The 26,659-nt window shown below is 30.5% G+C and carries 16 protein-coding genes; all 16 read right to left on the bottom strand.

The genetic code is table 11. From position 1 onward, the window contains the following. Positions 1 to 8: 8 nt before the first annotated feature. Positions 9 to 1,076, bottom strand: coding sequence for an HRDC domain-containing protein (locus C1I91_RS18860; protein WP_128214264.1), 1,068 nt, complete (start codon positions 1,074 to 1,076; stop codon positions 9 to 11). A 212-nt stretch (positions 1,077 to 1,288) separates the two neighbouring features. Next, positions 1,289 to 4,510: a DEAD/DEAH box helicase gene (locus tag C1I91_RS18865; RefSeq protein ID WP_128214265.1), complete on the bottom strand. Its 3,222-nt coding sequence runs from the start codon at positions 4,508 to 4,510 to the stop codon at positions 1,289 to 1,291. Positions 4,511 to 4,516: 6 nt separating this feature from the next. After that, positions 4,517 to 5,530, bottom strand: a complete 1,014-nt coding sequence (locus tag C1I91_RS18870) for a sigma-70 family RNA polymerase sigma factor (protein WP_164880587.1) — start codon at positions 5,528 to 5,530, stop codon at positions 4,517 to 4,519. 160 nt (positions 5,531 to 5,690) lie between these two features. Next, the gene (locus C1I91_RS18875; RefSeq protein ID WP_128214267.1) at positions 5,691 to 6,347 is read right to left on the bottom strand and encodes a hypothetical protein; all 657 of its coding nucleotides are present in this window, start codon (positions 6,345 to 6,347) and stop codon (positions 5,691 to 5,693) included. A 297-nt stretch (positions 6,348 to 6,644) separates the two neighbouring features. Next, entirely contained in the window at positions 6,645 to 7,220 is a 576-nt protein-coding gene (locus tag C1I91_RS18880) for a restriction endonuclease subunit S (RefSeq protein WP_128214268.1), read from the bottom strand. Positions 7,221 to 7,262: 42 nt separating this feature from the next. Next, positions 7,263 to 8,249 carry a site-specific tyrosine recombinase/integron integrase gene (xerA, locus tag C1I91_RS18885; protein WP_128214269.1) on the bottom strand — a complete coding sequence of 329 codons (987 nt, stop codon included), beginning with the start codon at positions 8,247 to 8,249 and terminating at the stop codon, positions 7,263 to 7,265. A 91-nt stretch (positions 8,250 to 8,340) separates the two neighbouring features. Further along, positions 8,341 to 9,495: a restriction endonuclease subunit S gene (locus C1I91_RS18890; RefSeq protein ID WP_128214270.1), complete on the bottom strand. Its 1,155-nt coding sequence runs from the start codon at positions 9,493 to 9,495 to the stop codon at positions 8,341 to 8,343. Further along, positions 9,488 to 10,999: a type I restriction-modification system subunit M gene (locus tag C1I91_RS18895; RefSeq protein WP_128214271.1), complete on the bottom strand. Its 1,512-nt coding sequence runs from the start codon at positions 10,997 to 10,999 to the stop codon at positions 9,488 to 9,490. Before C1I91_RS18895 ends, C1I91_RS18890 begins: the two co-directional genes overlap by 8 nt. A 21-nt stretch (positions 11,000 to 11,020) precedes the next feature. Continuing rightward, positions 11,021 to 14,335 (bottom strand): type I restriction endonuclease subunit R, encoded by a 3,315-nt coding sequence (locus C1I91_RS18900; RefSeq protein ID WP_128214272.1) that lies wholly within the window; start codon positions 14,333 to 14,335, stop codon positions 11,021 to 11,023. A gap of 20 nt (positions 14,336 to 14,355) precedes the next feature. After that, positions 14,356 to 14,928: a PIN domain-containing protein gene (locus C1I91_RS18905; protein WP_128214273.1), complete on the bottom strand. Its 573-nt coding sequence runs from the start codon at positions 14,926 to 14,928 to the stop codon at positions 14,356 to 14,358. Position 14,929: 1 nt separating this feature from the next. Continuing rightward, a complete protein-coding gene (locus C1I91_RS18910; RefSeq protein WP_238475834.1) occupies positions 14,930 to 15,730 on the bottom strand; it encodes an ImmA/IrrE family metallo-endopeptidase in 801 nt (266 codons plus the stop codon). Between the two features lie 5 nt (positions 15,731 to 15,735). Beyond that, the gene (locus C1I91_RS18915) at positions 15,736 to 16,119 is read right to left on the bottom strand and encodes a helix-turn-helix domain-containing protein (protein ID WP_128214274.1); all 384 of its coding nucleotides are present in this window, start codon (positions 16,117 to 16,119) and stop codon (positions 15,736 to 15,738) included. A gap of 232 nt (positions 16,120 to 16,351) precedes the next feature. Next, positions 16,352 to 20,842, bottom strand: a complete 4,491-nt coding sequence (locus C1I91_RS18920) for an AAA domain-containing protein (RefSeq protein ID WP_128214275.1) — start codon at positions 20,840 to 20,842, stop codon at positions 16,352 to 16,354. A gap of 546 nt (positions 20,843 to 21,388) precedes the next feature. Then, on the bottom strand, positions 21,389 to 23,635 hold the full coding sequence (locus tag C1I91_RS18925) for a DEAD/DEAH box helicase (RefSeq protein WP_238475835.1): 2,247 nt from the start codon (positions 23,633 to 23,635) through the stop codon (positions 21,389 to 21,391). Between the two features lie 508 nt (positions 23,636 to 24,143). After that, positions 24,144 to 25,616 carry an IS66 family transposase gene (gene tnpC, locus C1I91_RS18930; RefSeq protein WP_128214277.1) on the bottom strand — a complete coding sequence of 491 codons (1,473 nt, stop codon included), beginning with the start codon at positions 25,614 to 25,616 and terminating at the stop codon, positions 24,144 to 24,146. Positions 25,617 to 25,886: 270 nt separating this feature from the next. After that, a complete protein-coding gene (locus tag C1I91_RS18935; RefSeq protein WP_128214278.1) occupies positions 25,887 to 26,591 on the bottom strand; it encodes an N-acetylmuramoyl-L-alanine amidase in 705 nt (234 codons plus the stop codon). Between the last annotated feature and the right edge of the window lie 68 nt (positions 26,592 to 26,659).

The raw sequence follows: 26,659 nt of genomic DNA on the forward strand, positions 1-26,659 counted from the left end.
ACTCCTCACTAATCATTAATTATCTTTAATATATCTTCTCCGTACTTGTCCACCTTCACTGGACCAAAACCTTTAACCTTTAAAAGCTCTTCTTTAGTTCTCGGCATTGCTTTTAATATCCTATCTAACTCCTCATTGTTAAACACATAATACGGAGGAATCTTGCTGCTGGTCGCAATTGCAGTTCTATAAGTCTTTAATGCATTTGAAATATATTCTATATCAACCTTACTTGAAGTTTCTTTAGCTACCACTGTTTTTAAACTAGCTGCTACTTCACTTTTAACTTCTTCTATTTTTTCTGCTTCAGTTATATTAAACTTTGAAACATAATCAATTTCTTGGGAAATATGAAGCTGCTTAAATCTTTCACCTATAACTAAAGTTAATTTTTCATCTATTCCCTGATAAGTTGTCTTTTCAATGATATCCTTAAGCTTTGTATTTATTAGATCAAACTTAAATACCTTATCTAATATGTCCTCACTACACTCTTTAAAATTCAACGTAGCCTTAGGATTTGTAAATACAACCATTGAGTATATAGGCATATTAACTATATTAAATTCGTCTTTCAGAACACTTTTTATAAAGGTCTCAGATTTTCTATTCTGCTCTAAAGGACTATAAATGCCTTCCTTCTGCCACTTGTCCCCTTTTTTCATCCACCTTGAGAAGCTTCCTTGTTTATCTATCTCAATATTACCTTGCATACTCTTAACTTTAACTACACATAAAAATCTATTTGTTAAACATAAAAAATCTATATTGGTTCCTTGATCTTGCACTTTAAGCTTTAAATCATATAATCCATAAAAAGGCACTGATGAATTTTTAAGTTCATAATAAACCTTGCTTAAACCATCATGAACATACTTTTGAAGATTAAGCTCATTTTCAAGCTTCTTTCTAGTATTTTCGTTATTTGTTTTATCTAAAAGCCTCTTAAGCTCTTTAATTTCATTACTTTCTATATCAAAATCCTTAAGAAATATTGGCGAATTTATGCTTTTCATAAGCTTATCTTCTGATGTTTCACCAAATAACCCTTTTTTAAGTGAATCAAGAATCCCCATTATGCCCTCCAAATTTAGAAATTTTATTAAATTATAACATATTTATATACAATTTTACAATTAGTGTATGTGAGGTGTGGCATATAAAAAACACTGGCTTTTTCGCCAGTGTCTCACATAATGTTACTACTCTGTAGATTCTTATTAACTTCTTTATTATTTACCATAAAATCTATATATACATCCATCCATAGCTACTATTTAAAATTAGTTTATACCAATTCCAATTTCTTTCCAGTGTTTTTTTCGTACCTCTTCACAACATGGTCTGGTATAATTCCTAAAAAATAATCTTCAATGAGATCCCAAATTTCTGAATTTGTGAACTTACTTTCAAATATATAAGCAAGCATCTCCACAGAAATCTTATGCCTTTCACCAACTAATTCCACTAACCTATTTTTATATCGCCATGGCTTGTCTAATATCTCTTTCATAGTCTTTGTTTGATTGACATAAATATATATTTGACTGTTTTTCCCCCCTAGCGCTTTAAACACTAATAGATCAAGAGTTTCTAAAACACCCAATATAAGCAACTTTTCTCTAAAACCATTATTTCCATTTTCATCTATCAAATATATAGTATCCTCATTTATATTGCTGCAAATTTCTTTAAAGCTATTATCTATCCATCTAAAAAACCCTGCAGTTCCAGACATAAAATTATATTTATAATCACCTGATTTTAAGACTTTTACTTTAAAAACTTTTCCATGCATATTCTTGCTATAATCTCTTTGATAAACTGACATCGATGCAAGTATAGTTTCTATTATACTTTTTGCCTTATATATATTAATAGGAAGAGACTTCATCAGTTCATCTACTAATCCACCTTCGCCATCTACAGCATAATATACTTCTTCTCTCATTGATCTATTAACTATAGTTCTAATGGCTTTAAAATACATTTCGTAGTTTTGTAAATAGTTATTTTGGAAATCTATAGTAATACTAAGAGCAGGCTTTAAGTTAAATTTGTAATCAAACTCAAGTTCAGGATCTTTTGAATATATCATATATTTAAACTTTGGAAATGAGTACTTAGCATTAAAATTATGTTCCCATATCTTTTTTAAGTTTACTGAACAAATATGCTTTGATTTATCAACTTCCTCTAACACTTTGCCATATTGACTTCTTATATTCTTTTGGGTTATATTATCTATCATAAAAAATCCAATTTCAAAAAGAGGTATTGGTCTTACATGAAAAGGTGAAAATGAGTATCTTCTCTCAAAATCTTTTTGAATTAGTAGCATAGCCGTTTTAACCTTATTTATTCCATCATCTTCACTAAAAAATGGATTTTCAAAAATATGGGCAAAGTTTTCTGCATCTACTAGCATTTCATTACGTTTTTTAGTAATTCGGTTCCCCTTATAATTCTTTATATTTTCTTGATGAAGTTCGTATACTTTTCTAATAACTTCTATTAGTTGGTAGTCCTTTACGGTAGATAACCCATGCAATCTATTAATATGCTTAAAATCACTTTTCATAAATTTATAGTAAGCTTCTCCTATAAGACCTGGCCTCCTTGCAGCTCTTCCTATCTCTTGTACATAATCGCATACGTTACCTGTAGGCGAAAAATGAGCTACAATATCAACATCATCAATATCAATTCCCATACCGAAAGCTTTAGTTGCAAGCATAATAGGTGTATCATTATTTAAAAACTTTAAGTAATTTTCTTCTTTTTCATAGCTTGCCAATTTGCCATGATATCTTGAAACATATTTATTTATATTTTTAAATACACAATATTCCCAAAACCTATTAATTAAAGCTACAGTTGGGAAATATATTAACATTTTTTTGTTCTCAAACATTGCATAGTCTATTTTTTCAATTAGGTGATCAAATTTATTTAATTCATATTCTGTTTTTCCATTTATTAAATCAGCATGTTCAATTTTAATATTAATATCATCTCTTTTTATAAAACCTAAATACGTTATTGGATCTACTAACTTAAGGCTTTGTACTGTTTCTTCATACATGTTTTCTATTCCACCATAGATGGCAGTGGCTGTAAATGTAGCTATCACGAAGCCCATACCTTTTTTCTTAAACTGTGATTTTTTTATCTTATTTAGATGATCACCAAGGTACCAATAGTCAGGTCTAAATTGTTTTCCCCAGGTTGTCACTATATGAGCTTCATCAATAACTAGTAATCCTAGCGTTCTCTCTCCTATTATTTGTTCTAAGTCACTCTTGCTAAGTAAAGATTCAGGAGAAATATATAGAATGTTGCATTTTTTATCTGCAATATCATTGATTATCTCTTGCTTTTGGATTGGAGATATATCAGAGTTTATAGTACGGGCGTACTTGTAATTTTTGAGTTCAAGATTAAGAACCTGATCCTTCATAAGTCCAATCAAAGGAGATATGACTATTGTAAAAAGTTCATATTTATTTGCAAGATAAATAGCTGGTATCTGGAACATAGCTGACTTACCAGCTCCAGTTGGTGCAGTTACGAATATATCTCTAAAATCTTCCTTTTGTATACATTTTTCTGTCTGTTCTACTATGTCATTTATAATATCACTTTGAGAAATTTTCTCTACAATCTTCTCATTACGACTTAATGAATTTATATTATAAACCTTTATTGGTTTAAAGGTATTCTTGTCCCCCCAATGAATCTTTAATATATCTAAAAATTCAGGTTTAACTTCAGTTCTTTTTTTACTATCTACTTGCAATCCAAATTTAATTGATATATCTTGTCTACAAATAGATCTTATAACTTTTATTTTTTCTTCTAATATGTTCTTACTTAGCCCAGCATTCTTTTCTAATATATATATTGAACTAAACCTCTCATTCAATATATCGTCTATAAATAATATAAAATCTTCCTCATCAATTATTTCATAGCATATGCTAGAATCATCAATATTTTCTATCTCAATTATATTACTATCTTTTTCAAATAATTGAACTACTTGCTCTTTTTCATCAGTAATTATATTATTATAGGTTACATAATAGTTATTGTTAATGCACTTGATATTTGAATATATGGAAGTTAAATCAGATATTGAACCAATTTCATACTTATCGCCTTCTATATCCTCGTCATAATGAATTATTAAAGAATTCAACTTTGAAGATTCTATTTTAATCTGAAGAGGATAGTAGTTAAAGTATATATTGTTTTCGAATATAATTATTTTCTTGTATTGCATTAAAACCAGCTCATTCAATACTAGGTATTCATCGTAAGTAATTATTTTTCTGCCACTTTGAGCTATTTTAAAAAAATAATTAAGTTTATTGTTTAATATATCATCTAAGTTTACAGTAATATTTTCAACGATATTAACATCTATACCTTTTAAAACTACAATTGTACCTGCTTCATCTAAATACTTATCAATTTTATTTTTTATATAATTCTTTATATTAACCATAACAAGTTACCTCTCTAAAAAGTTTTTGATTTTTTTTGACCTACTAGGATGCCTCAATTTTCTAAGAACCTTCGCTTCTATTTGTCTTATTCTTTCTCTAGTAACTCCAAATTCTATTCCAACTTGCTCCAATGTTCTTTCTTTCCCATCTTTTAAACCAAACCGTAATTCTATAATTTTCTTTTCTCTTTCTTTCAGTGTATCTAACACTGAACATATTGCATCTTTCAAAAAATCATGCTCAACCTCTTCTTCAACTGTAGGTGTGATTTCATCAATTACAAACTCCCCTAATTCACTTTCACCCATATTCCCAACAAAAGCATTTAACGACGAAATGGAAAGTATATTTTCTGTAATCATTATGAGCTCATCAAATTTTCCCCTGCCAAATCCTACTTCTTTAGCTTTCTCAAAAATCTGATCTTTTGAGTAGTCAGGGTATTCTTTGAAAATTCTCATAAGTTTGCTTATATCTTGGAAGCAATGTACTGGTATTCTTACAGTAAAACCGTAATCAGCTATATTTCTATAAATACTTTGATCTATCCACCACACGCAATAAGTTGTGAACTTTGATTCTCTTTTTGAATCAAAGCGTGATACAGCTTTAATTAGGCCCATATTTCCATATTGGATTAGATCTTCTTCTTCTAGTTTATGCTTATATATTTTACTGCATCTAATAGCTCTACTTCTAACAAGATTTATATTCTTATTTACTAATGCTGCTAAAGCTTCTTTAGTTCCTTGCTGATATAGTACACAAAGCTGCTCATTAGTAAGCTTGTCTAGATTTGCAGTATATAAATTTTTATTTGACGTTAACTTATCGTTCTGATTTTTTATACTTAAATTTTCATAGTCTATTTCTATATTTTCTTCTATTAAAATATTAATAATCTCATATTGTTGTTTCATGCTAAGTGAAGCAAATAATTTATTAAAATCCTCTTCACCTAACATACTTTTTTTATTTAAGTAGGGCTTAATCCTACTCAAAACATACTCTTTATTCATTATATTTCCTCTCAAAACCATATACCATTTCTTTGTTTTAAAGCAATTTATTTAAATAACTCTTCCCTGTTTAGTTACATAACTCTAACATTCTTTATCTTTAAATTTCTTATATCTCTTTATATACTAAAGGATCTACCAAATGTATTCTATCAACATGCTAAGTAGCATCATTTTCTCCTATAGTCTCTACCAAAAGCATAGCAAAAAACATATTCTTTATTAAATTATAGAAAATTTCAGGGGCTTTTTCTTTTTCATGCAGATCATTTAACCCAATCTTAGAAATGACTATCCAGTCTTTATTTTTGTATTTTATTATCTCGTTACCAAAGCTCTCTATAAACTGTTTTTGTCTCATCACTTTTTTTATTTTATTATTCTTCAATCCCCTATAGAGTCTACAAATCGCACCTGGTCCAGCCATGCTTGTCACATTTTTAGTTATGTAGATAGAATTTTCATCCTTGATTGCTTGAGATAGCTCAATCTGGAAACAAAAATCATGAAATCTATCTGATCCTAAAGTTATATGGGTATTCTTCAGCCTGGTTTCATACCCCCATTCACCTACATTTACAAACATTTCGTATAATCTATGCTTATATTTCAATACTCCATCATTACAATCGTTATTTAGTAAAAAAAACTCTTTCATTTTATATGGCTGATGATGTGTAGTTTCATTTGTTTCGCTCACATTATCAACATTTAATTTATATTCATCTACTTCTATTTCAATGGGCTTATATAAACATTCCAATTCTAAAATTTCCTTGATTCTATCGGCTTCATCTTGATTTATTAATTCGAACATCTTAAATCTCCCTATTGATATTTATTTATATTAGATGTGTTACATTTTCACCCTTAACAATACTTAGATTATACTCCATTATTTTACTATTTTAAAGATTTTTAGACAAAATAAAACACTAGGCGTTGTTATTCCTAGTGTCAAAATCTGTTATACATACTTATTCTTTGCTATGGTGGATAGTAACGAATTCATGGATAACAAATCAAAATGATTATCCATGAGTTTCTTATTAAGCCATTATCTATAATTTAATTTTATTTTTGAATTGTTGGATTAACACTATCTACAATATGATTACCATTTTTCCATTTTAAATTTCAATTTGTCTACTTGTTTAACAAAGCCTATGAAGTTTTTTTGTAATTCCATCGGTGGAACTATTATAGGAAAATCTCCAATTAGTGTTTTGCTTAATGCTCTTTTATCAGTTCCTCCTACACTAACGCTTCTTATATATTGGTTATAATCATCCAAATTCAGTAAAGCGTTAACATATTCGCTAAGAACTTCATCTTTTAATCGAACCCTCATAATATTATTACTATAGTTTGCTTTATAATTTTCTCCTAAATAAAGTGAAATTCGACCTAAACTACTATCTTTTGTATAAAACCTTCCAATTTTTGTTATTAACAAATCCCCCGTACGTAAAGAAGTATCTATATAATCTTTGTTAACATTTTCTGAAATATATACTGAATCCTCTAATCTTAATTCATTACACCATACATTCTGAATTCTTAAAAATAGCACTTCTCCACGCTCTTGATAATACTTTTTATCAACATTGCTACCATCCGAAATGGATATAGAAACTTCCTTAAATCTCTTAAGTACCCATTTAGTTGTATCAAATGGATTCCCAAACATCTCGATAAATCTCGATTTGACTTTTTAGTTTAATAGAAATCACTACCCAATATACTTCCTATGAGAAATCTTAACATTATTTTGATTAATCATTGCATACTGTAGAGTTGTATCAATCTTCTGATGACCTAAAAGATGTTGCACTTGCTCAACAGGCATTCCCTTATCAATAGCTCTTGTTGCAAGAGTCCTTCTAAATTTATGTGGATGAACTTTATTTATATTGAGTTTTTTTCCCAATGATCTCATTCTAATCTCTACTCCACTAATATTTAATCTGTTAAATGGTTCTATTAGCGATACAAATAAAGCTTTATTATTATCAATCCTACTATCAATATAATTTTGTAAATGTATTTTAGTCCTTGCATCAAAGTAGACTCTTCTTTGCTTATCACCTTTTCCTTGAACAATACATTCTCTCTCATTAAAGTCTATATCATTAATATTTAACTTTACCAACTCACCAACACGTATTCCAGTTGAGTTTAAAAGGTCTATAATTGCAAGGTCACGTATTTCTTTACAATTATCTCTCATTATTTCCAAATGCTCATCTGTATATGTTTCTTTTACAATCTTGCCAGTTCTAATTTTATGAATCCGTCTTACAGGACTTTTTAAAACATGATTTTCATCTTCAAGCCATGAAAAGAACGTTGATAAAATTCTTCTGATATTATCAACGTTCACCTTGCTACAATTACTTTTTTTATAATACTCTGCTAAGTATCCTCTTAAATCTTCTGTTGTTATATGCTTTACTGGTTTAGCTAGTGTGTTTAACATATTTTCTATTGTTGATTTATAATACTTAATAGTTTTCTCCGAACATCCCTCTACTCGCTTTGCACTAACAAATATTCTACAATAATCTATTTCTTCAGCCCTTAGACTACTATGATTAACTTCATTTACTAGCTCTAATCCTTGGAACTTTACCAATAATATCTTATGTAGCTCTTCCATCTGCATATTATTAAGTATTTTAATCATCTCTTGTTCAATTTCAACAATTAGTTTCTCCATTACAATCTCCTTTTTTAAAAAAGTTTTAGATTGTAATATTCTTGCCAACAATTGATAATATTCACCAAATAAACAAGATAAAACTTTAGCCTTATTTGAATAGTTCTCCATTAAAGGCCTTTTGTATCAGTGAATTAAAGTTATTTTCTAATTCTTCTAAACTCTTCTGCATTTCAAATTTCAATTTGTCTACTTGGTTGGCAAAGTCTGCGAATTCGCTTTGAAGTTCCATTGGCGGAACTATTAATTCTAAATTCTCTATTTGTTGCTTTGTAACTGCCTCCCTTGTTGCTCCGCCACTTGTCGCTATATCCCATAATAATCTTTGATAACTCTCATTAGTAAATTGATATAACAAAAATGTTGGTAATGCTCTTTCGTTTTTACTACGTATTATAGCAACGTGTTGATTTACTCTTGCTGGAATTAATTCATCAGGAACAATACAACATCTTGCAACTGATGCTCCTGTAATATTTAGAAGGATATCCTCTTCTTCAACTGTTACATTATTTAATTTCTGCGCTTGCTCTTCATCAATAAATGCTAAATCTTTCTTTATAAACTTATTGTTATGAACATTCATACTCCTTATTAAAGAAATACCTTCTTCTTTATAACTTGAATTCCCACCTTTAGGGGTTGCACCAGAACCAATCTTTGAACTGATATCCTTACATGTTGATTTTTCCCATTCTTTAGGATTTAAAACTGGATCACCAAACATCTCGATAAATCTCGATTTGACTAACTCATCTAAACTCTGTATTTGTTCTTTTCTCTTATCGATTAATGCTTGTGCACAATCTAATATCTTTATCACTTGCCGTTGTTCGTCCTTACCCATCTCAACAAACTCAGCATCTAAAATATCATCTCTTGTTATTCCTGGAATCATTCCTTTTGCTTTTTCTTTCAATCTATCTAAATAATATTTTAAATAGTAAAATACAAACTTAACTTCATAATCTCTTTTAGGTCTTATTGCCATAACCTGTCTACTCAAATGAACTTCTTTTTCCTTCAGAATTAATAATTCTCCAACAGTCCCCTTTACTGAAATTATTAAATCGCCGTTTTTCCCAATTACAGTCGGCTCTTGTGTCCATCTTTCAATATTCAATTCCCCATTAGTCATATTACTTGCACCCATAATATATGGAATACCTTTTTTCTTATCATTATATTGAGATTTTATCAAATCCCTACCTGATATTAGCTCTATATAATCTCCTAATTTAATCATGTTGCCCTCCAAGTAGTCCTTTCAATTCATTGATAGACTTAGTTATCTCTTCTTCTAAAGTCTCAATTCTACTCAAAATAACACTTGAAGCATCATATACTACTTCCTCATACTCAATTTCCTTATACTTATTTATAGAAAGATCATACTCATTTCCAGCTATCTCATCTTTCTCGACCCAGAACCACTTATCTTCTTCACTAGGCTCTAGTGTATTATCTTTCTTTATAGCTCTCCATTTCTCAATTATATCTGGAATATCTCCACCGTTATCAAGCTTATTTCTCTTATCATCTAGTGAGAATCCATCACTTTGCATATCATAGAACCATACTTTGTTTGTTTCTCCACCCTTTGTGAATAAAAGTATAGCTGTTGATACTCCTGCATATGGTTTAAACACTCCTGAAGGCATTGAGATTACACCTTCTAGTGCGTTTTCTTCAACTAGAGTTTTTCTTATATCTTTATGTGCTTTAGATGAACCAAATAATACTCCATCCGGTACTATGACAGCACCTCTTCCACCTAAATCTAGTATTCTATTTATAAGCTTCATAAATAATAATTCAGTTTTGGTAGTTTTAGCTCCTTTTGCAAGAGTTGGATTTATATCACCTTCATCGATGCTTCCCTTAAAAGGAGGGTTTGCTAATATCAAAGTATATTTATTTTCTTCTTCATATCTCTTTGATAGAGCATCCATCTGTCTAACATTAGGATTATCTAAGCTGTGTAGCATTAAGTTCATTGAAGCAATTCTAACCATTGATGGATCAAAGTCATATCCATAGAACATTTCGGTTCTAAAATGCTCCCATTCCTCGTTGCTCATCATATCTCCGATTCTGTTATGAAGGTTACTATCTTCATCAGTAAATACACTCTCTGGTCTTGTATACTTTTCAAGTATATATTCTAATGAATTTATTAAGAAACCTGCAGTACCACATGCTGGATCGCATATCTTATCTTCAGCAGTTGGATCCATAAGCTCTACCATCATTCTTATTATGTGTCTTGGAGTTCTAAACTGACCATTTACTCCTGATGTCGCAAGCTTTGATAATAGATACTCATATAGATCTCCCTTAGTATCTGAATCATCCATGTTTATTCCATCTATAAGTCTAACTGATTCTTGAAGCAAGGATGGTTTAGGTATCATAAATACAGCATCCTTCATTTCAGCTGTAAAGCTTGATTCTTCTCCTCCCATTGATTTTATGAAAGGGAATACCTTTTGAGCTACAACATCAAACATCTTTTCTACTTCTAGGTGCTTAAACTGACTCCACTTCATTAACTCATCTGGGAAAATAGAAGTATGAGGTCTACCTATTCTATTAGCTCTCTTTTCATTAGCATTATCTATATCATCTAATCTCTTTATGAATAAAAGGTAAGATATTTGCTCTATTACAGTCAGAGGGTTAGATATCCCCCCTGACCAAAAGTTATTCCATAGTTTATCAATTTTACTCTTAATTTCTGCATTTAACATTTCTTTAGTTCCTCTCTTAATTTAAGATATAACACTTACTTTAAATGGTGCTATCAAATCAAACACATCATCAGCCATTCTGCCGAATATACCGTCAACTCCATTTGGATTAAATGAAGTGTATGGTGCTGTGAACAATGCTGCAAAGGATATACCTTTATTCTTAGCAATGTCATTCTTAATTATTTCCAAAGTTTTTATCTGTGTTGCATTCATTTTGTTATGATGATTTTGAATGAATTCTTCAAATCTTTTATTTAACTCAACTTCATCTATGCCAACAAACTTTCTTATAATTCCTACGATGTCCTCTTTGTCTATATCAGTTTTACTTGAAAGCTCATCTATGCTATAAACAAAATCTTCACCAAAAATTGAATATATACCATCAACTTCCTCAGAAGAAAGCTTTTCACCTTTTCTGATTTTATGGATCACTAACTGATCATTTAATCTATCTTCAATAGCAGTCCTTACTCTCTTTTCATAAGGCTCCATATTTGCTCCATAAAGTACTGTTCCTGCACTTATTTCCTTTATAACTGCACCAGTATCTTTTATATCAATTACTACAAAAGGTCCTACTGTCGATCCCTTATGCTTCATTAGGTCTCTTAATTCTATCCTTATTTTCTCTAGCTTTTCATAACTCAGATTGTCCCAACCAGATGGATCTAATAAGGATTTTACAAGCTCTCTCTTACCATCAAATTGATTTATGTTGGTTTTAAGTCTTGCTAGCTTTTCCATTGTAGCATTGATTTCTCTAATCATTGCATCTTTATCATCAGTTTCAAAGCATTGAAGTATTCTATAGATGGAATTATCAAATAAAATAGCATCATGGTTATCCTTTGCTTCAATCCACTGTATTAATGGAGCTATATCTAACTTCAGCTTTTTAATGAAATCTTCACTTAAATGACTCCAGTATTCTTCTTTTTTAACTTGCTCTATTTTCTTTCTATTCTTCTTTATTTCAATGCTTTCTGATGGCAGCTCTTCTATATCCGCTTTTAGTTTTTCTGCAAAATCATCGCATATTTCACCTTTACTTTTTGACTTATATGTTTCTAAAAGCTTGCACATAAGTTCAAATCTAACCTGCATAGAAGTTTTCTGTGGCTTTGGTACAAATCCCTTTGGATTCATCTCAAAGAATTCAAAGTTCTTATAACAATCAAAGATAGCAAATTCTACTTTATCTACTCCATCCCCAAATAAGTTATCGCACCTTCTTGTTCCTCTACCTATCATTTGCCAGAACTTAACTTTCGAGTATATAGGCTTAGCAAATACCAAGTTAACTATTTCTGGTACATCTATGCCTGTATCTAATAAATCTACAGATATAGCTATTCTAGGAAACTCTTCGTTTTTGAAATTCTCTATAAGTATCTCTTTATCCTTAATACCTGAATAAATGACAGCAGTCATTTTACCCTTATATTGTGGATACAACTCATTGAATAAGGAATCTAATAGATTTGCATGTCCCTTATTTTTTGCAAATATGATTGTCTTACCTAGATGGTCTCCTACCTTAATTCCATTTTCCATTAAGGTTTTTAATATATATCTATTTGTATCTTTATTAGTTATTTTCTTTTCTAAAGCATCTTTATCAAACTCAAATACTTCCCCATCATAACCTTCTTCATCTACCTTGCTTTTTTGCTCATCTGTCATCTGGCTATACTTAATACCTTTTCTTAAGAAATCAGTGGTAGCATCAATAACTCTTGGCTCAATTAGATACGGTGGTATATGACTCCAAGCTTGATCTACTGAAAAATTAAAAGTAGGATCTTCTGTTTCACAATTAAACAAATCAAAAGTATTTCTTTCTATAAAATCCACTGGAGTGGCTGTAAGACCTATAATATGTGCATCAAAATACTCTAATATATCTCTATATGTCTTATAGATACTTCTATGAGATTCATCACAAATAATTAGGTCAAAGAATCCAACACTAAACTTACTATAATAATTAATCATAGTTTGGTATGTTGAGAAATATAATGTAGCTTCTCTATTTTCTGAATTTTTACCACTGAATCTACAAGATATTTGCTCAGGCATAAAGGTTTTAAAACTATTCTTGTCCTCTTTCGCTTGCCTAACAAGTTCATCTCTATCAGCTAAAAATAAAACTCTTTTAGCCCAATTTGCTTCCATCATACCCTTAGTTAATGCTATAACCGTTCTTGTTTTTCCAGTTCCTGTAGCCATTACTAAAAGAGATTTTCTATAACCATTAGAATATCTCTCATATACTCTTTTGATTCCTTCTATTTGATACGGTCTCCCCGCAATATGTTTATCTATCTCAACTTTGTTTAAATCTTTTTTATATTTATGTTTAAAGAAAAGTTCCTCTAAATCTTCTAATGTATAAAATCCCCAAATTTGCCTTGGTGTACTATACATATCATCCCACATATATATTTCATACCCGTTAGTATAGAATACTATTGGGCGAGTTCCGTAATCTCTTTCAATAGTATTAGCATACTCTACAGCTTGTTGACGCCCTAAAATAGGATCAACTGAGGATTTTTTAGCCTCTACTACTGCAATTGGTTTGCCTTTTTTATTGAATAGAACATAATCAACTTTTCCTATTTTTCCATCTTCTTTATGATTCTGTAATACAAGCTCTAGTTTTACTAGTTCTGTATTGTTAACATCCCATCCAGCATCCTTTAGCATTATATCTATAAGTTTTTTTCTAGTTTCAGCTTCATTAAGATCTAAAGTCTCTTCGACTTCCTTCTCTACAGTCTTATCCATTTCAGTTTCAACAACTGTTTTTATTTCTTCTTTAACTGAAATTACTTCCTTAGTATGCTCTTCATTTATTTCTTCTTTTTCCTTAGCGTAGTCTTCGATATTATATACTTCTGCCTTAGTCTGAACTACAACTGGTTTTGGAATCTTATAACTAAGTGGTTTTATTGATGTATCCTTTGTTACTTTTATATAAAACCATGCAGCCACTTTATACATAGAAATTAAGCACTCTAAGGCATCTTTTTTATTTTCATATCCTTGATGATTCGCCTTATTACCATAACGCCTTACTATATCAAATAAGTCTGGAATAGCTCCATTCATTCCTGTAGCTCTTAAAAGTTTAATTTTATCATCTTGAGTTGCAAACTTTGGCACTTCAACTTTAAAAGCAGTTAATATATGATCTATTATCTGCTCCCCAAACATACGCATCTTAAGCATTGATGCGTTATTGTCTGTATGTAGATAGTTCTCTGCCTGTATTCCTAGTCTAGCTAACGTTGTCCACTTCTTATTTAAAAACTCAAAATTAGACATTATAATCCCCCCATTTAAACTTACTCAATTCCCAAATACTCATTCCATCCACTTTTTCTAAACCGTTCAAATGATTTTGTATATACTTGGTCAAAAGTTAATCTAGTCGGCCTAGAAAGTAGAGAATTTATACTGTTAAATACTTCTTCACCTTCTATCGCACTTATAAGTTCAAAGTATATACATAAACTTATTATGTTGTTATGAGTTAATGTTATATATTCTAACAACTCAAAGAACTCATTTTTATTATCAGAAATTATTATAGGTACTCCAAGAGCTGATGCATATCCAGCACATTCACTTTCTCCAGGTCCTATTTTATCTTTCTTTTTCAATATAACTGGAATAGCAAGTTTATTTACAATTGCATCATCTTCTCTATTTACTATTTCAAATATACTACCTTCTTTTTTGATTTCAGCTTCAATTAAAGGAAAATAAATTCCAGTCTTTTTTCTTAATTCATAATCATAGACAAAAAAAGGTATTATTATCTTTGAGAACAGTAAGCTAAGTAGATCTAATCTATTAACCTTCGCTAAATTTATAAGAATGTCTGTATCAGAAATAGCTGCTGTGTATTTTTTCATTTTATACTATCTCATCATCATCTGGCTCAGAATAACCGTACTTTTCTGGAGTTTCATTTATAAACTCTAAAAGCTGTCCTATTTTGCCATATGATATCTTTCCTTTTTCATAATTTTGTTTTGCTATTTCTAGATATTCTTTCGATACATATGATATATTGGTTGACACTATTAGTGAAATATCATATCCTTCTGTTTTAGTTATTTCTCTTAACTCTTCCTTCTTCTCTAAAGTTCCATACTCAGCTAAGTTTTCATAAAGGTCAATATCACATAAATCCAATTGTACTAATCTTTTTAACATCGCTTTATAGCTTACTTTAAGTGTGCTATTCAATCTTACTATATGTCTTGCTTCTATCTTATCTTTAGGAGCATTAACTAGCTTATAAAACAATTCTTTTACATAATCTTCTGGCATTAGAAACTCTGATGCAAAAGTATTTGCTTTTTCGTCTTCATGAGCATATACACTGTTATTCATAAGAAGTTTTTCTTTTCTTAATAAATCACCGTTGTAAAGTATATGATAAAGTTCATGAGCTGCGGTAAACCTCTCATGTCCTAAAGTAAAACAACTATTTAAAAAAACTACAAATTCATTATTGAAAAATGTAGTAAAACCTGATATTTCATAGGTATCTAAAGGCTTCCTTATAAAGAAAGCTATATCTTCTAATATATCAAAAACATCTACAATTCCTTTTTTAGAGAACTTAAATCTTACTTCTTCTGCTAATTCTTTAACTTTTAGCCTTAGTGATTCTTCTGGTAATCTCAAGTCTTTTTTACTCAAACTCATTTATTTTAACTCCTCCATAAAGGCTCTACCTTAGTCTCATTATTAGCATTCATAATTTTCTTTTGGTTCATGAAACTCATAATCATATCTTGTATTGTTTCAACACCTTTAATTGTATCTTCATTGCTATTTCTCTGCCTAAATAAAGTAACCAAACTATCATCTTCATTATCTTCTAATAAAATATCTATATCTACACTTAATACTAGACAAATAGCTTTAAGTTCAACAGCTGAAACGGTTCTATTGCCATTTTCTATTTTACTTAAAGTTTCTCTACTCATTGATATACCTATATCTTTTAGTTTATCTACCATTAACTGTTGGCTTATCTTCTTTTCTTCTCTAGAATCTTTAATTCTTCCTCCAATAATCTCACTAGTTAACATAATATTCCCTCCTCTAACCTGGCATTGTAATATTATATTACACCAAATTCATAAAAAACTCAACTCACTATCTATAATTGTAATCATTTCACACATTAATTATACATATTAATATATATTTATAAGATTTAAATAATAATTCATGTATTTTAAACTAAACTTTATTAATGACTACATTTATAGCAAAAGGAGCCTACAAAAAAGCAGACTCCTTATCTCTTATTGAACATAACTAATTTTGCCAATCACTTCTTATTAACTGTGCAGAAGCTTTAATTCTATCTAATAATGTATCTTGTCTTTCATCCTCTAATGCTACCTCAGAATTGTTTGGATAAATCCCCATGTTTTCAAGCTTATCATAGACAACATTTATTGCTTTTGATTTATCTGAATAAAATTCGCTTCCTCTTATCCTAATAAATCTCCATCCTAATCTTTCAAGAATAGATTGTCTAATCATATCTTCTTCTAACTTATCTTCTCCATGCCACTTTTCTCCATCACATTCTATTGCAATTTTCTTATCATTATAAACTGCAACCATGTCAATCCTGTAAGAACCTACTTTCCATTGTGGCACAATCTTATATCCTTTATCTATTAAGCATCTCATCACTTCTTTTTCGAATTCGGATTCAGCCTCTTTCACTAAGTTACTATACTCAATATCCTTTGAATAAGGATTTTTGAAATAATCAAGCAATTCTTTTCTTATATCACCTGGTTTAAGATCATTTTCAGAATCAAGTGAGTGTACTAACCATATCTGGTCTCTGGCACGACTTACTGCAACATTGTATCTCTTCTTGTATAAGTCATCATTTCCATACCCATTCAATCTAAGTGGACCTTCTCCTTCATTTGTATCTACCATACTTAGAAAAATAATATCCCTTTCATCTCCTTGGAAATTAGCAGGATTTCCACATAGGATTTCCCTCTTTCTGTATTCCATTGGATCCATCTTCTTTTGTAACAACCTATCTATTAAAACGGCTTGTTTATCTCCTCTTAAAGTAATAACACCAAAGGTCTTCCCTTTATATTCTTCATTTTCACAGCAAGCTAATATCAAGGATACAATAGCCTCTACTTCATTTTCATTTGTTTTACTTACACTTTTAGCACCTTCAACTCTATAAATTACTGTAGGAGGTTTAGTAGTTACCTCACTGGCATCTCTTAATGGTTTAATTTGACTATTATATGATAAAATATTTGAATACTGGATTATTTCAGGTACACATCTAAAATGTTCCTTTAGTCTTACTGGCTGATATCCTGACGCTTGTGCCAAGTCATAGATAGAAAATTTGCCTGAATATAATTTATCATTAGGAATGTCATATAAATATTCTCTAATTAATCTATCAACGTCCTCAGTTTTTTCTCCAATTGATAATGGACTGACTTGTTCATTATCTCCAACAACTATTATTTGTTTTCCTAAATAAAGTGCCACTAACCCCATAACATCTGCTTGGCTAGCTTCATCAACAATTACTACATCAAATTTGTTTTCACTTGGATTAAAGTTCTCCACTACTTTACTTAGTGGCATTATCCAAACTGGAACTGCACTTTTGCAACTTGGCATTAATTTTCTAGCCTCTGCTTTATACATCTCTGCTCTTTTTCCCTTACCGCTTCCTATTTTTCTAATTAACTGCCTCCAGCCTTCAATAGCTCTAACTTGGCCGTTATTATTTTCAAACTCCTTAAGTTTAGCACTCCATGCTTTTTTAAAAGCCAAATCCAAAGTATTTTCCTTTAAAACTTCTTCAATTTGAATTATTTCATTTTGAATAGCTTCAATGGATTGTGAATTTCGTTCTTTTAATTCTTCACTAAATTGAGCAAATAACCATGCATCTTTTATTCTTGTTGGTGGCTTACCTTCTCCGTGTATGTCATTTCTCATTTCAATTTCTTTAGCCCAAGCTAGAGCATTTTCGCTTAGTTTATCAAGTAAATATCTTCTTCTATCCATTTGCTTTGATAAGCTCTTTAGATTTACTAAAGCTTCATAATATTCTTTATACATGTCCACATTCTCTTCAAGCAATGCATCTCTTAATCCACCAATAATTCCACTATTCTGTGAAGCTGTATAGTTATTTATTACGTTTGAAATTGATTCTTTTTGCTTAAGGAACTTACTATATTCCTGTCTTAATATCTCAGACTCAATTACATCTAAAAGTTTCACTCCAAGTTTGCTCTTAATATTTTTTAATGTACTATATCTATCACTAGATAAGTCTACATTATTATCAATTAAATCTAATCTTATCCCCAATGAGTTCAATTTTTTAATTGTAGGATCCCAGTACTTTTCATACCACAGCAGATTTTCTTCAATTCTAGCACAATATTTTTTACAAACCATTTCAAAGGCTTCACCCATTTTATTAGTGTCATCCGCGCCTAAAGGTGCTATTTGTCTATCCCACCTATTTGCCAATTTATTCTTTTCTTGGGATAGCTCATAATATTTTAATAATGCTTTATATTCATTAACATGCTTTGGAGTATTTCCATTAACTTTGCAAGAATTAATTACTGCTTTCATATCTGAGTTCAGTATTAAATTCAGCCTAGTTATCTTCCCCCCAGCTTCTAATTTTTCAATTATAGCTTCTAATTGATTTTTCACGTCTACTTTTCCATCAACATTATCAAACTGTGGATTATACTTTAGAATTTCTTCTGATAAGTTAAGGCTCATCATATAAACTCTATTTATCTCACTCACAAGATTAATCCAATTTTGTTTAGTAACTTCTTCTCTAGACGCCTCAATAGTAGCTAAAGTCCATTCGTTATCTATATTTAAAAGTTCTAAAGATTTCTTGATATCGGATATTATGGTCCTTAAATCCTCGATTGTATATTTAGTATTGTTATTGTTCCAATACTCTTTATATTTTTCTAACTCTTTCTCTGAAAACTTATTTTTATTAACAATTAGATTATGGAAGTCAATAGGTGTTACCAATTCATCTAATTCGGGAAGTCTATATGAATATTCTTTTTCTTCATCTAAAGATATAGCTTTATTTGTCTGATATAATTCTATTATTTCAGCTTCAGTTAATGAAGGATTTACTCCTAATTTTATAGGAACCGGAATCCACGAATATTCATCTTTATTTTTACTAATAAACTTAGAAGCTTCTAATGGTTTGTATTCATTTCCATCAATGACTATTGACCTATATTCATTTAATCTTGCATTCTTTAACTTCATCTTCAATTCATTTAACTTTTTTATCTGTTCTTTTCTTGCGCTTTCCAAAGATTTAACTTGTTCATCTAAAGTAACAGGATTTAATCTGGATCTATTCTCATTTATCTTATCTAATGTTTTTTCCATTTCAGCTCTGCTCTCTGTTGTTGACAATAAACTCAAGCATAGTGATCTTAAATCGCTAACCACCTTTTCCTTTAATACAGAAAGAGCTTTTTCACTGTAACTTGTAACTAGTATACTCTTTCCTTGAGATAATAAATGACCGATCATATTGGCTATTGTATGTGTTTTTCCAGTACCAGGAGGCCCCTGTACAAGTACTGCGCCTTTGCTTTCAAGATATTTTGCTACTGCTAATTGTTCAGAGTTTGCTGGCTTAGTTAATAGAACCTCATCATCTATTCCATTAGGATTTAAATTCAATACATTGTTTGAACTTTTTTCTGTTAAAACATTCTCTTCAGTGCATCCCACTACCTCTTTTAAAAATGAAGGAATATTTTCTACACTATTTATGTCTTCGATTATGCTATCAATAGCAACACCAAATCCTAAATTTCTCTTTCTCAAAAACAATACTGGTCTTCTATAAACCTGAGGATTATCCGAAACTCTAGTAATTTCATCCTTTGATTTTACAAACTTCCCCTTCGATGATAGTGCATTAGCTAATCTGTTTAAAAATGATGTAGTATTCTCAACTTCAATTGGTGAATAAATATTTTCTTCAAAATCATTATATATTCCTTTTAGTAATTCATCATTTAAACCATCTATCATATAAAATAAACTTCTGTAAATTTCAATTCCTTTGTCAGACTGAGTCAATGTAAATTCAGGAATGTTAGCATCAAACTCTAAATTCACTGATTGTAATAGTACTGGGTGATCTATAATCCCACTATTTTTATACAGTAGCATACCATCACCTAAAATTAGCTCTATAGATTCTGATTCCTTTTTAATTCTAGAATACAGCTCATAAAATACATTAAACAATTCATCTACAGCCCTTGCTGGCTTTTCTTCTTGAATCCAATTATCTCTTTTTTTCTTCCATTGACCTAATATGTTTACTCTATCATTATCTTCTTCAAATTTTTCAATTGTATATGTAGTTTCCGTACTTCCATCTTCTGCAATAGATTCATTTTCAACTTCTATTTCTGCTTTAACTTTAACATCATTATCGATATTCTCCCAACCTGTTTCTACCCACGACTCAAGTTCATTTGGTAAACTAGGACATTCCTTTAACACTGGTCTTCTTACTCTTAATATTTCGCTATCTTCTTCATCTTGTATAGAATGAATATTATTTACTAAAGTTTCATGTTTAGGCAAATCATCCATCCACTTTTTCCAAACTTGATTTGATATATCAGTAATTATTGGATTTTTAATATTATTGTATTGCTTTAAAAAATTAAATAGCCTTATAGCTTTCTCTCTTGAATTTTGATCCATTCTAGTATCACCAAGCCTTTTTAATAGTTGTTATTTTCTTATTAATAAGTAAACTTATAATAAAAATATTCATTTTAGAACAAATTTATTATTGATATATAGTTTCTATATTATTAAATTCCCCTGTATATCGAATTTCTTTTTTATTCCACTATTAAATTTAACATCTAAATTTTAATATTACAATAAATGATTCACTTTGAAATTATAGTAAATATTAACAATAGCCTGGAAACCGCTTTGTATTCCATTCTGGTTTTATTTTCAGTTGTTTAATTTTATGGATTATTACATTCAAACATATATATAATTAGGTACCACTTTGTAAAGAATTTTGTTTAATTCTATATTTAAAGTTAGTATAAATTTTGATGTTAATGGCGAAAAAATATCTGATGCACATGAATTAAATTATTTCATGCTCATCAGACGCTTATTATCGTTATAAATTTATAATTACTTATACATTTGGACTATATTAGCTTAAAGCAATATGCCAAAAATCATTTATTTTACACATTTCATTTCTGAGTCTATTTCTACATTCTATATCTCCCCAAAATACTCCCCAATCCTCTCTTCACATCTCCTATAAATCCACTTCTTTTCTTCCCCACTAAGCTTCTTCCATATCTTCTTATTAAACTGAATATACTCAATATCCTTGCACTTTTCTAAAAATCTCATATCCTCAAATCGTTTAAAAGGATTTGAAAATATATTTGCCTTTGCTTTTTTCCTATCTATAACTTCATCGTTATATAGTGATTTCTTCTTTTCAGCTTGAAGACCTCTACATTTTCTATCTTCATAATAATCTATAAAGTAATCAACTACATCTTCTACTAGAACTTTTCCATTATCATCACATTGTTCTAACATAGCCATAAGTAATACTGGTTTATATGAGTAAGACATATCCATCTTTTCAACAAAGTCTATGAATTTTTCCTTTATGTTTGAGTCATTGATTATATCCCAGTTAAACTCTTGGGCATACTTTATCAATGTTTCTTCTTTAAAGTATTTGAAGCTTGTATTTCCACATGGGACTTCAAGATCAGCAACTATTTTTCCTTCTCTTATGTACCTTGCTATAGTTTCAGACTGTACATCAACTCTTCTAACAAACTCCATCTGAGATATCATGTTTTGTGCTTCTATATTCCAATTAAATAAATCTATATGTTCATAATCTAACACATCTACAGGAAGATCAATAAGCTCTACTGGCTTTTCACCTCTTCTAAGTACATCATCTTCTATTCTTTTCTTGTTGCCATTACCTAGAACTAATCCTCCAGGAATATAGTCAGCTAAGTTAAACATTCTATGGGCTGATAATGGCATATTAAAGAGGTTAGCGTTATCTATAAAGTCAAATACTAATAGGTAATCCTTGCCTTCAGCCTTTCTTGTACCTCTTCCAAGCTGCTGCATATATATTACTTTTGACATAGTTGGCCTAGCCATGAAAAGTACTTCTGTTCTTGGACTGTCCCAACCTTCATTTAATAGATCACAAGCACAAAGCACTTTAACTTCTCCAGCTTCATAATCTTTCAAAACTTTCTCTCTTTTGGATTGCTTCATTCCACCAGAAACTGCCTCTGCTCTAATGCCTTTTTTTCTAAAAAGTTCTGCAATATCTTCTGCATTATTTACTGATGCACAAAATACCACTGTTCTCTTGTCCTTAACATAATTTATATAAGTATCTACAATTACATTATTTCTTTCTGGAACAAATAGTTTACTTTCTAAATCCTTAGAATCGTACTTAATTCCTCTTATTCTAACATCAGAAATATCTATATTTGTTTTTATTCTTATACATCTGATTTCCGCAAGTATTCCTTTTTCAACTGCGGTCTTTATATCAAGCTTATGAGCTACATTTTTAAATATTTCAAGTAAGTCCTCTCCATCAGTTCGCTCTGGAGTTGCAGTAAGACCTAAGGTAAAGCTTGGCTTAAAGTAAGATAATATATCTTTATAGCTTGCAGCTGTACCATGATGTGCTTCATCTATAATAATATAGTCAAAATCTTCAGCGTTAAAATCCTTTAAGTTCTGACTGATACTCTGAATAGATGCACAAACCACATGAGCTTCCTTTTCTTTTATGTCTCCCATGTAAATACCACAGCTAGCATCACTCCAAAGCTCTTTAAACTTTTCATTTGCCTGTGTAATAAGCTCTTTTGTATGGGCAATAAATAAAGTTCTCTTACCAATAGATTTTGCATCCTCAACAGCAGTTACAGTTTTACCTGTTCCAGTGGCATGATAAAGTAAAGCAATGGTATCCCCAGCTGCTCTTAGATTTTTGAGACTTTCAAGAGCTTCTTCTTGATGCTCTCTAAGCTCTAATGTGCTTCCTTTCTGACTAGGCAAATATTCTGAAATATTTTGCTCCATCAGATCACCTAGAAAAGTAACCATCTCATCCTTAACTTTATCAGGATATTTCTTCATCTGCCCATCAGTCCACCTATAAAGCTTCCAGTTCTTATATATAATGCTGTTTTGCTTTAATAAATCATCATAATACTTCTCATGACTTATTTTCCCTGGCTCATGAACACCTTCCCCATCAATTTCTATTGCCACTTTTTCATTATCAGTAACTATGGCAAAATCAATATATCTACTTCTTCCATAGATATCCTCTATCCCATACTGTATTGCGAGATTATTAGTCTTTTCAGGTCCAAAGACCTCTGAGAAAAGTTCTATAAATTTATCTTCAGCTCCACTGGCTAGTTTTATTCCTTTGCTTTCTATACTCATCTCATCCACCATAAGATCCTTTGCATTTCTTAATAACTATATGTTTTTATTGCTAAATTCTCTGGATTGCAAAATTGTACCTAATCTCTATCATCTAATTGATTGTATAATATCTATAAGCTTTTATATAAGACTATGATTAAGAATATTGTTGAAAATAAATGGTTATACAGGAGACGCTCTATGAGCGAGCTATTAGAATTAAATGATTTTTTCAGATGAAATGGCGTTAATAAACTGTAATGTCCGAACGTAGTGAGTTTACAGTTTTAGCCATGGAATATGACAAAATCATATTAATTCTTTGCGTAAGCTCATTAAAGCGTTGGATGACTAACCATTTATTTTCAACACAGTACTTTAATAGCGTATTATATAAAAATTGCATCAGTAATAACCAATGCAATTTGTAACTATTCAGCTATAGTATATAATTTTATTTTTGATAAAATTTTAGATATGACAAATAGGGGTATCAAAATTCTTAATACCCCTTAAATAATCTTAGCTAAGCTAAGGTCGGATCAACTGGATTTTCTGTAAATGTAGATTTTATACACTTAAGTGCATTCATCCCTTGCTTTCGCACCGTGGATACATATCCACGAATACAAGCAAATGATTTAGCGCCACTACCACTTCTAAAGGTTCCAGAGATTTTTTGTTTAACCTTAGCCATTCGCAGATCTCGTTCTGCTAGATTATTGTCAAAAGGTATATCAAAGTCATACATGAAAGCAAGTATCTGTTCTCTATAAGTACTTAATCTATTTAATAAGTTAAGGCTAGTACTTTTCTTTGCTTTCTTTTTAGCGTAAGACTCACTATTAGCAATATAATCTTCTTTGAAGCCATCATTTAAGATTTGAGTATATCTTTCTTCGAAGGCTTCTATTTTATCTAAGGTTAAAGCATTAGCAATGTTCCAATTTAAATCTACTTCTTTCTTTATCTCAGTTAGTAGATTTTTCATTGGTTCAGCCCATGATTGTTTTTCTAGCTCAGAGATACCATTTAGTTCTCTGAGAATATGGGCGTTACACAGAGAGTGATCGCAATCTGTGTATTGAAGATATGTTTTCCAGCAGTCATGGACTGCTGTTCCGATGAAATTGGGTAAAATGCCTATAGAGTCAACAGCTTCTTTACCACGCTTTTCATGAGCTTCATAATATGTGTACTTATCATTTGAAGCAACATGTAGCCATTTGCGCTTTTTATCTATAGCCACTCCTGTTTCATCAAAATGTACAGCACCTTTAGAATTAATTAATGATGCTTTTATATTTTCTTCAATAGATTTCAAATTTTCATGGCAATAATCATTAAAATTAACCATTGATCCTTGACTTAAATTTATATCAAATAAATCTGAGATTAACTCTGCACCACGTTTATACGGAATCAATTGGTATTGAGTTAAATAAACAGATACAGCCTTTATCTTTTCTCCATATTGTACTGTATTTGTTATTCCCTCTGGGAATTTACCGGTGTTTTTTCTTCTACATCTTGGGCACTTTTTAATTTCTGCTCTATGTTCAACAACTTTAACTTTTATATCTGGGATATCAACTACTTGACGAATAATATTTCTTTCCGCTTTTACATCCTGTAAGGATGTTCCGCATATATCACACGTATCTACACTGTGTGTGATTATTTCGTCAGGATTATCACTAAGTTCAAGAGTCTTTCCTTCATGACCTTCTTGACCACCAGGATTTTTATCGGTCTTTACTCTTAAGCTTTTAGTTTTCTTTTTAAAACCATCAGATGATGGTGGCTTACTGCTGTTATTACTATTTTTATTAGTCTGGTTTTCTAGTGACTTAACACGATTTGAAAGAGATTTATTATCTTTTGATAGTGTCTCTATTTGAGAATTCAAACTTTTGATTTCGTTAGTAAGTTCTCTAATAACACTCATGACTTGAGTTAATCCTTGATTATATATTTCAATTATTTTTCCTTCGCTCATGGACATCACCGCCTTATCATTAGTTTTTTTCAAGACATGCTATATAATATCAAAAACTAAAGATAATAGAAATGGTTTTACGAAAATTAATTTTATAATATTTATCAAATTATTTGAATAGCTGAATAGTTACTGCAATTTAATTATATACCTTATTTTACTCCTTATCCATAATTTTCATTGTGTTAAAATACTAGTTTCATGAACAATGTGCTGCTAGAAGTACTACACAAATGTGCATATTTTCATCATAATTTCTTTGACAAATTGCTATCTAACCACCATCCTCTCCCCAACCCTAATAACATCCGCATCACTAATATTATTAACCTCAACCAATCTCTGAACTGTAGTCCCATATCTCTTAGCTATAGAGTACAAAGTGTCTCCCTTTACCACAGTGTAATAGTTAGTCTGATCACTTGATGTATTATTCACTGGTCCATTAATCTCAAAGGCTTTACTGATCCCTTTAAATATGGCCTCTGCCATCTTCTCTGGACTATAGTTATTCATGTCAATAGGGCTGTCACAAAAAGCGCATTCTATCAGTATTGCTGACATATTGGTGTTCTTTAGAACATAAAGTTCTCTCCGATCCTTAACTCCGCGATTAGTAAAGCCAAGGCTAGTTATCTCAGGCAATATTATCTTTGCAACTTCCTCTGCTCTCCCTCCAGTTAAACATAAAATCTCCGTTCCATGAGCCCCTTCAAAATAGTTATGGTGAATTGATACAAAAAAGTCGGCATGTCCATCATTAGCTGCTTGTACCCTTTTGCTTAGTGAATCAATAAGGCTATTTGCACTTTGTGGCAAACATTCTATAACCTTAAGTCCAGTAGCTCTTAGTTTGTAAGTGAGCTGCCTTCCTACCTCAAGGTTTAGTGAATCCTCCGTCCTTAAACCTACTGCTCCTCCGTCAAAGCTTACATTGTGACCAATGTCGATTGCTATTGTGTTTATTTTACTCATTTATTACCACCTCCAACTTGTATATATGCTTGAAGAATCACCAAAACAGTTTCTCCGAAGAAATTTTT

Source organism: Clostridium manihotivorum, from assembly GCF_004015185.1.
GTDB lineage: Bacteria > Bacillota > Clostridia > Clostridiales > Clostridiaceae > Clostridium_AR > Clostridium_AR manihotivorum.

Excerpts from the sequence above, each read along its gene's own strand:
- C1I91_RS18910 (WP_238475834.1), bottom strand. The coding sequence starts at position 15,730 with ATGAGTTTGAGTAAAAAAGACTTGAGATTACCAGAAGAATCACTAAGG.
- C1I91_RS18900 (WP_128214272.1), bottom strand. The coding sequence starts at position 14,335 with ATGTCTAATTTTGAGTTTTTAAATAAGAAGTGGACAACGTTAGCTAGA.
- xerA (WP_128214269.1), bottom strand. The coding sequence starts at position 8,249 with ATGGAGAAACTAATTGTTGAAATTGAACAAGAGATGATTAAAATACTT.
- C1I91_RS18920 (WP_128214275.1), bottom strand. The coding sequence starts at position 20,842 with ATGGATCAAAATTCAAGAGAGAAAGCTATAAGGCTATTTAATTTTTTA.
- C1I91_RS18935 (WP_128214278.1), bottom strand. The coding sequence starts at position 26,591 with ATGAGTAAAATAAACACAATAGCAATCGACATTGGTCACAATGTAAGC.
- C1I91_RS18895 (WP_128214271.1), bottom strand. The coding sequence starts at position 10,999 with ATGTTAAATGCAGAAATTAAGAGTAAAATTGATAAACTATGGAATAAC.
- C1I91_RS18865 (WP_128214265.1), bottom strand. The coding sequence starts at position 4,510 with ATGGTTAATATAAAGAATTATATAAAAAATAAAATTGATAAGTATTTA.
- C1I91_RS18875 (WP_128214267.1), bottom strand. The coding sequence starts at position 6,347 with ATGTTCGAATTAATAAATCAAGATGAAGCCGATAGAATCAAGGAAATT.
- C1I91_RS18915 (WP_128214274.1), bottom strand. The coding sequence starts at position 16,119 with ATGTTAACTAGTGAGATTATTGGAGGAAGAATTAAAGATTCTAGAGAA.
- C1I91_RS18890 (WP_128214270.1), bottom strand. The coding sequence starts at position 9,495 with ATGATTAAATTAGGAGATTATATAGAGCTAATATCAGGTAGGGATTTG.
- tnpC (WP_128214277.1), bottom strand. The coding sequence starts at position 25,616 with ATGAGCGAAGGAAAAATAATTGAAATATATAATCAAGGATTAACTCAA.
- C1I91_RS18870 (WP_164880587.1), bottom strand. The coding sequence starts at position 5,530 with ATGAATAAAGAGTATGTTTTGAGTAGGATTAAGCCCTACTTAAATAAA.
- C1I91_RS18905 (WP_128214273.1), bottom strand. The coding sequence starts at position 14,928 with ATGAAAAAATACACAGCAGCTATTTCTGATACAGACATTCTTATAAAT.
- C1I91_RS18880 (WP_128214268.1), bottom strand. The coding sequence starts at position 7,220 with ATGTTTGGGAATCCATTTGATACAACTAAATGGGTACTTAAGAGATTT.
- C1I91_RS18860 (WP_128214264.1), bottom strand. The coding sequence starts at position 1,076 with ATGGGGATTCTTGATTCACTTAAAAAAGGGTTATTTGGTGAAACATCA.
- C1I91_RS18925 (WP_238475835.1), bottom strand. The coding sequence starts at position 23,635 with ATGAGTATAGAAAGCAAAGGAATAAAACTAGCCAGTGGAGCTGAAGAT.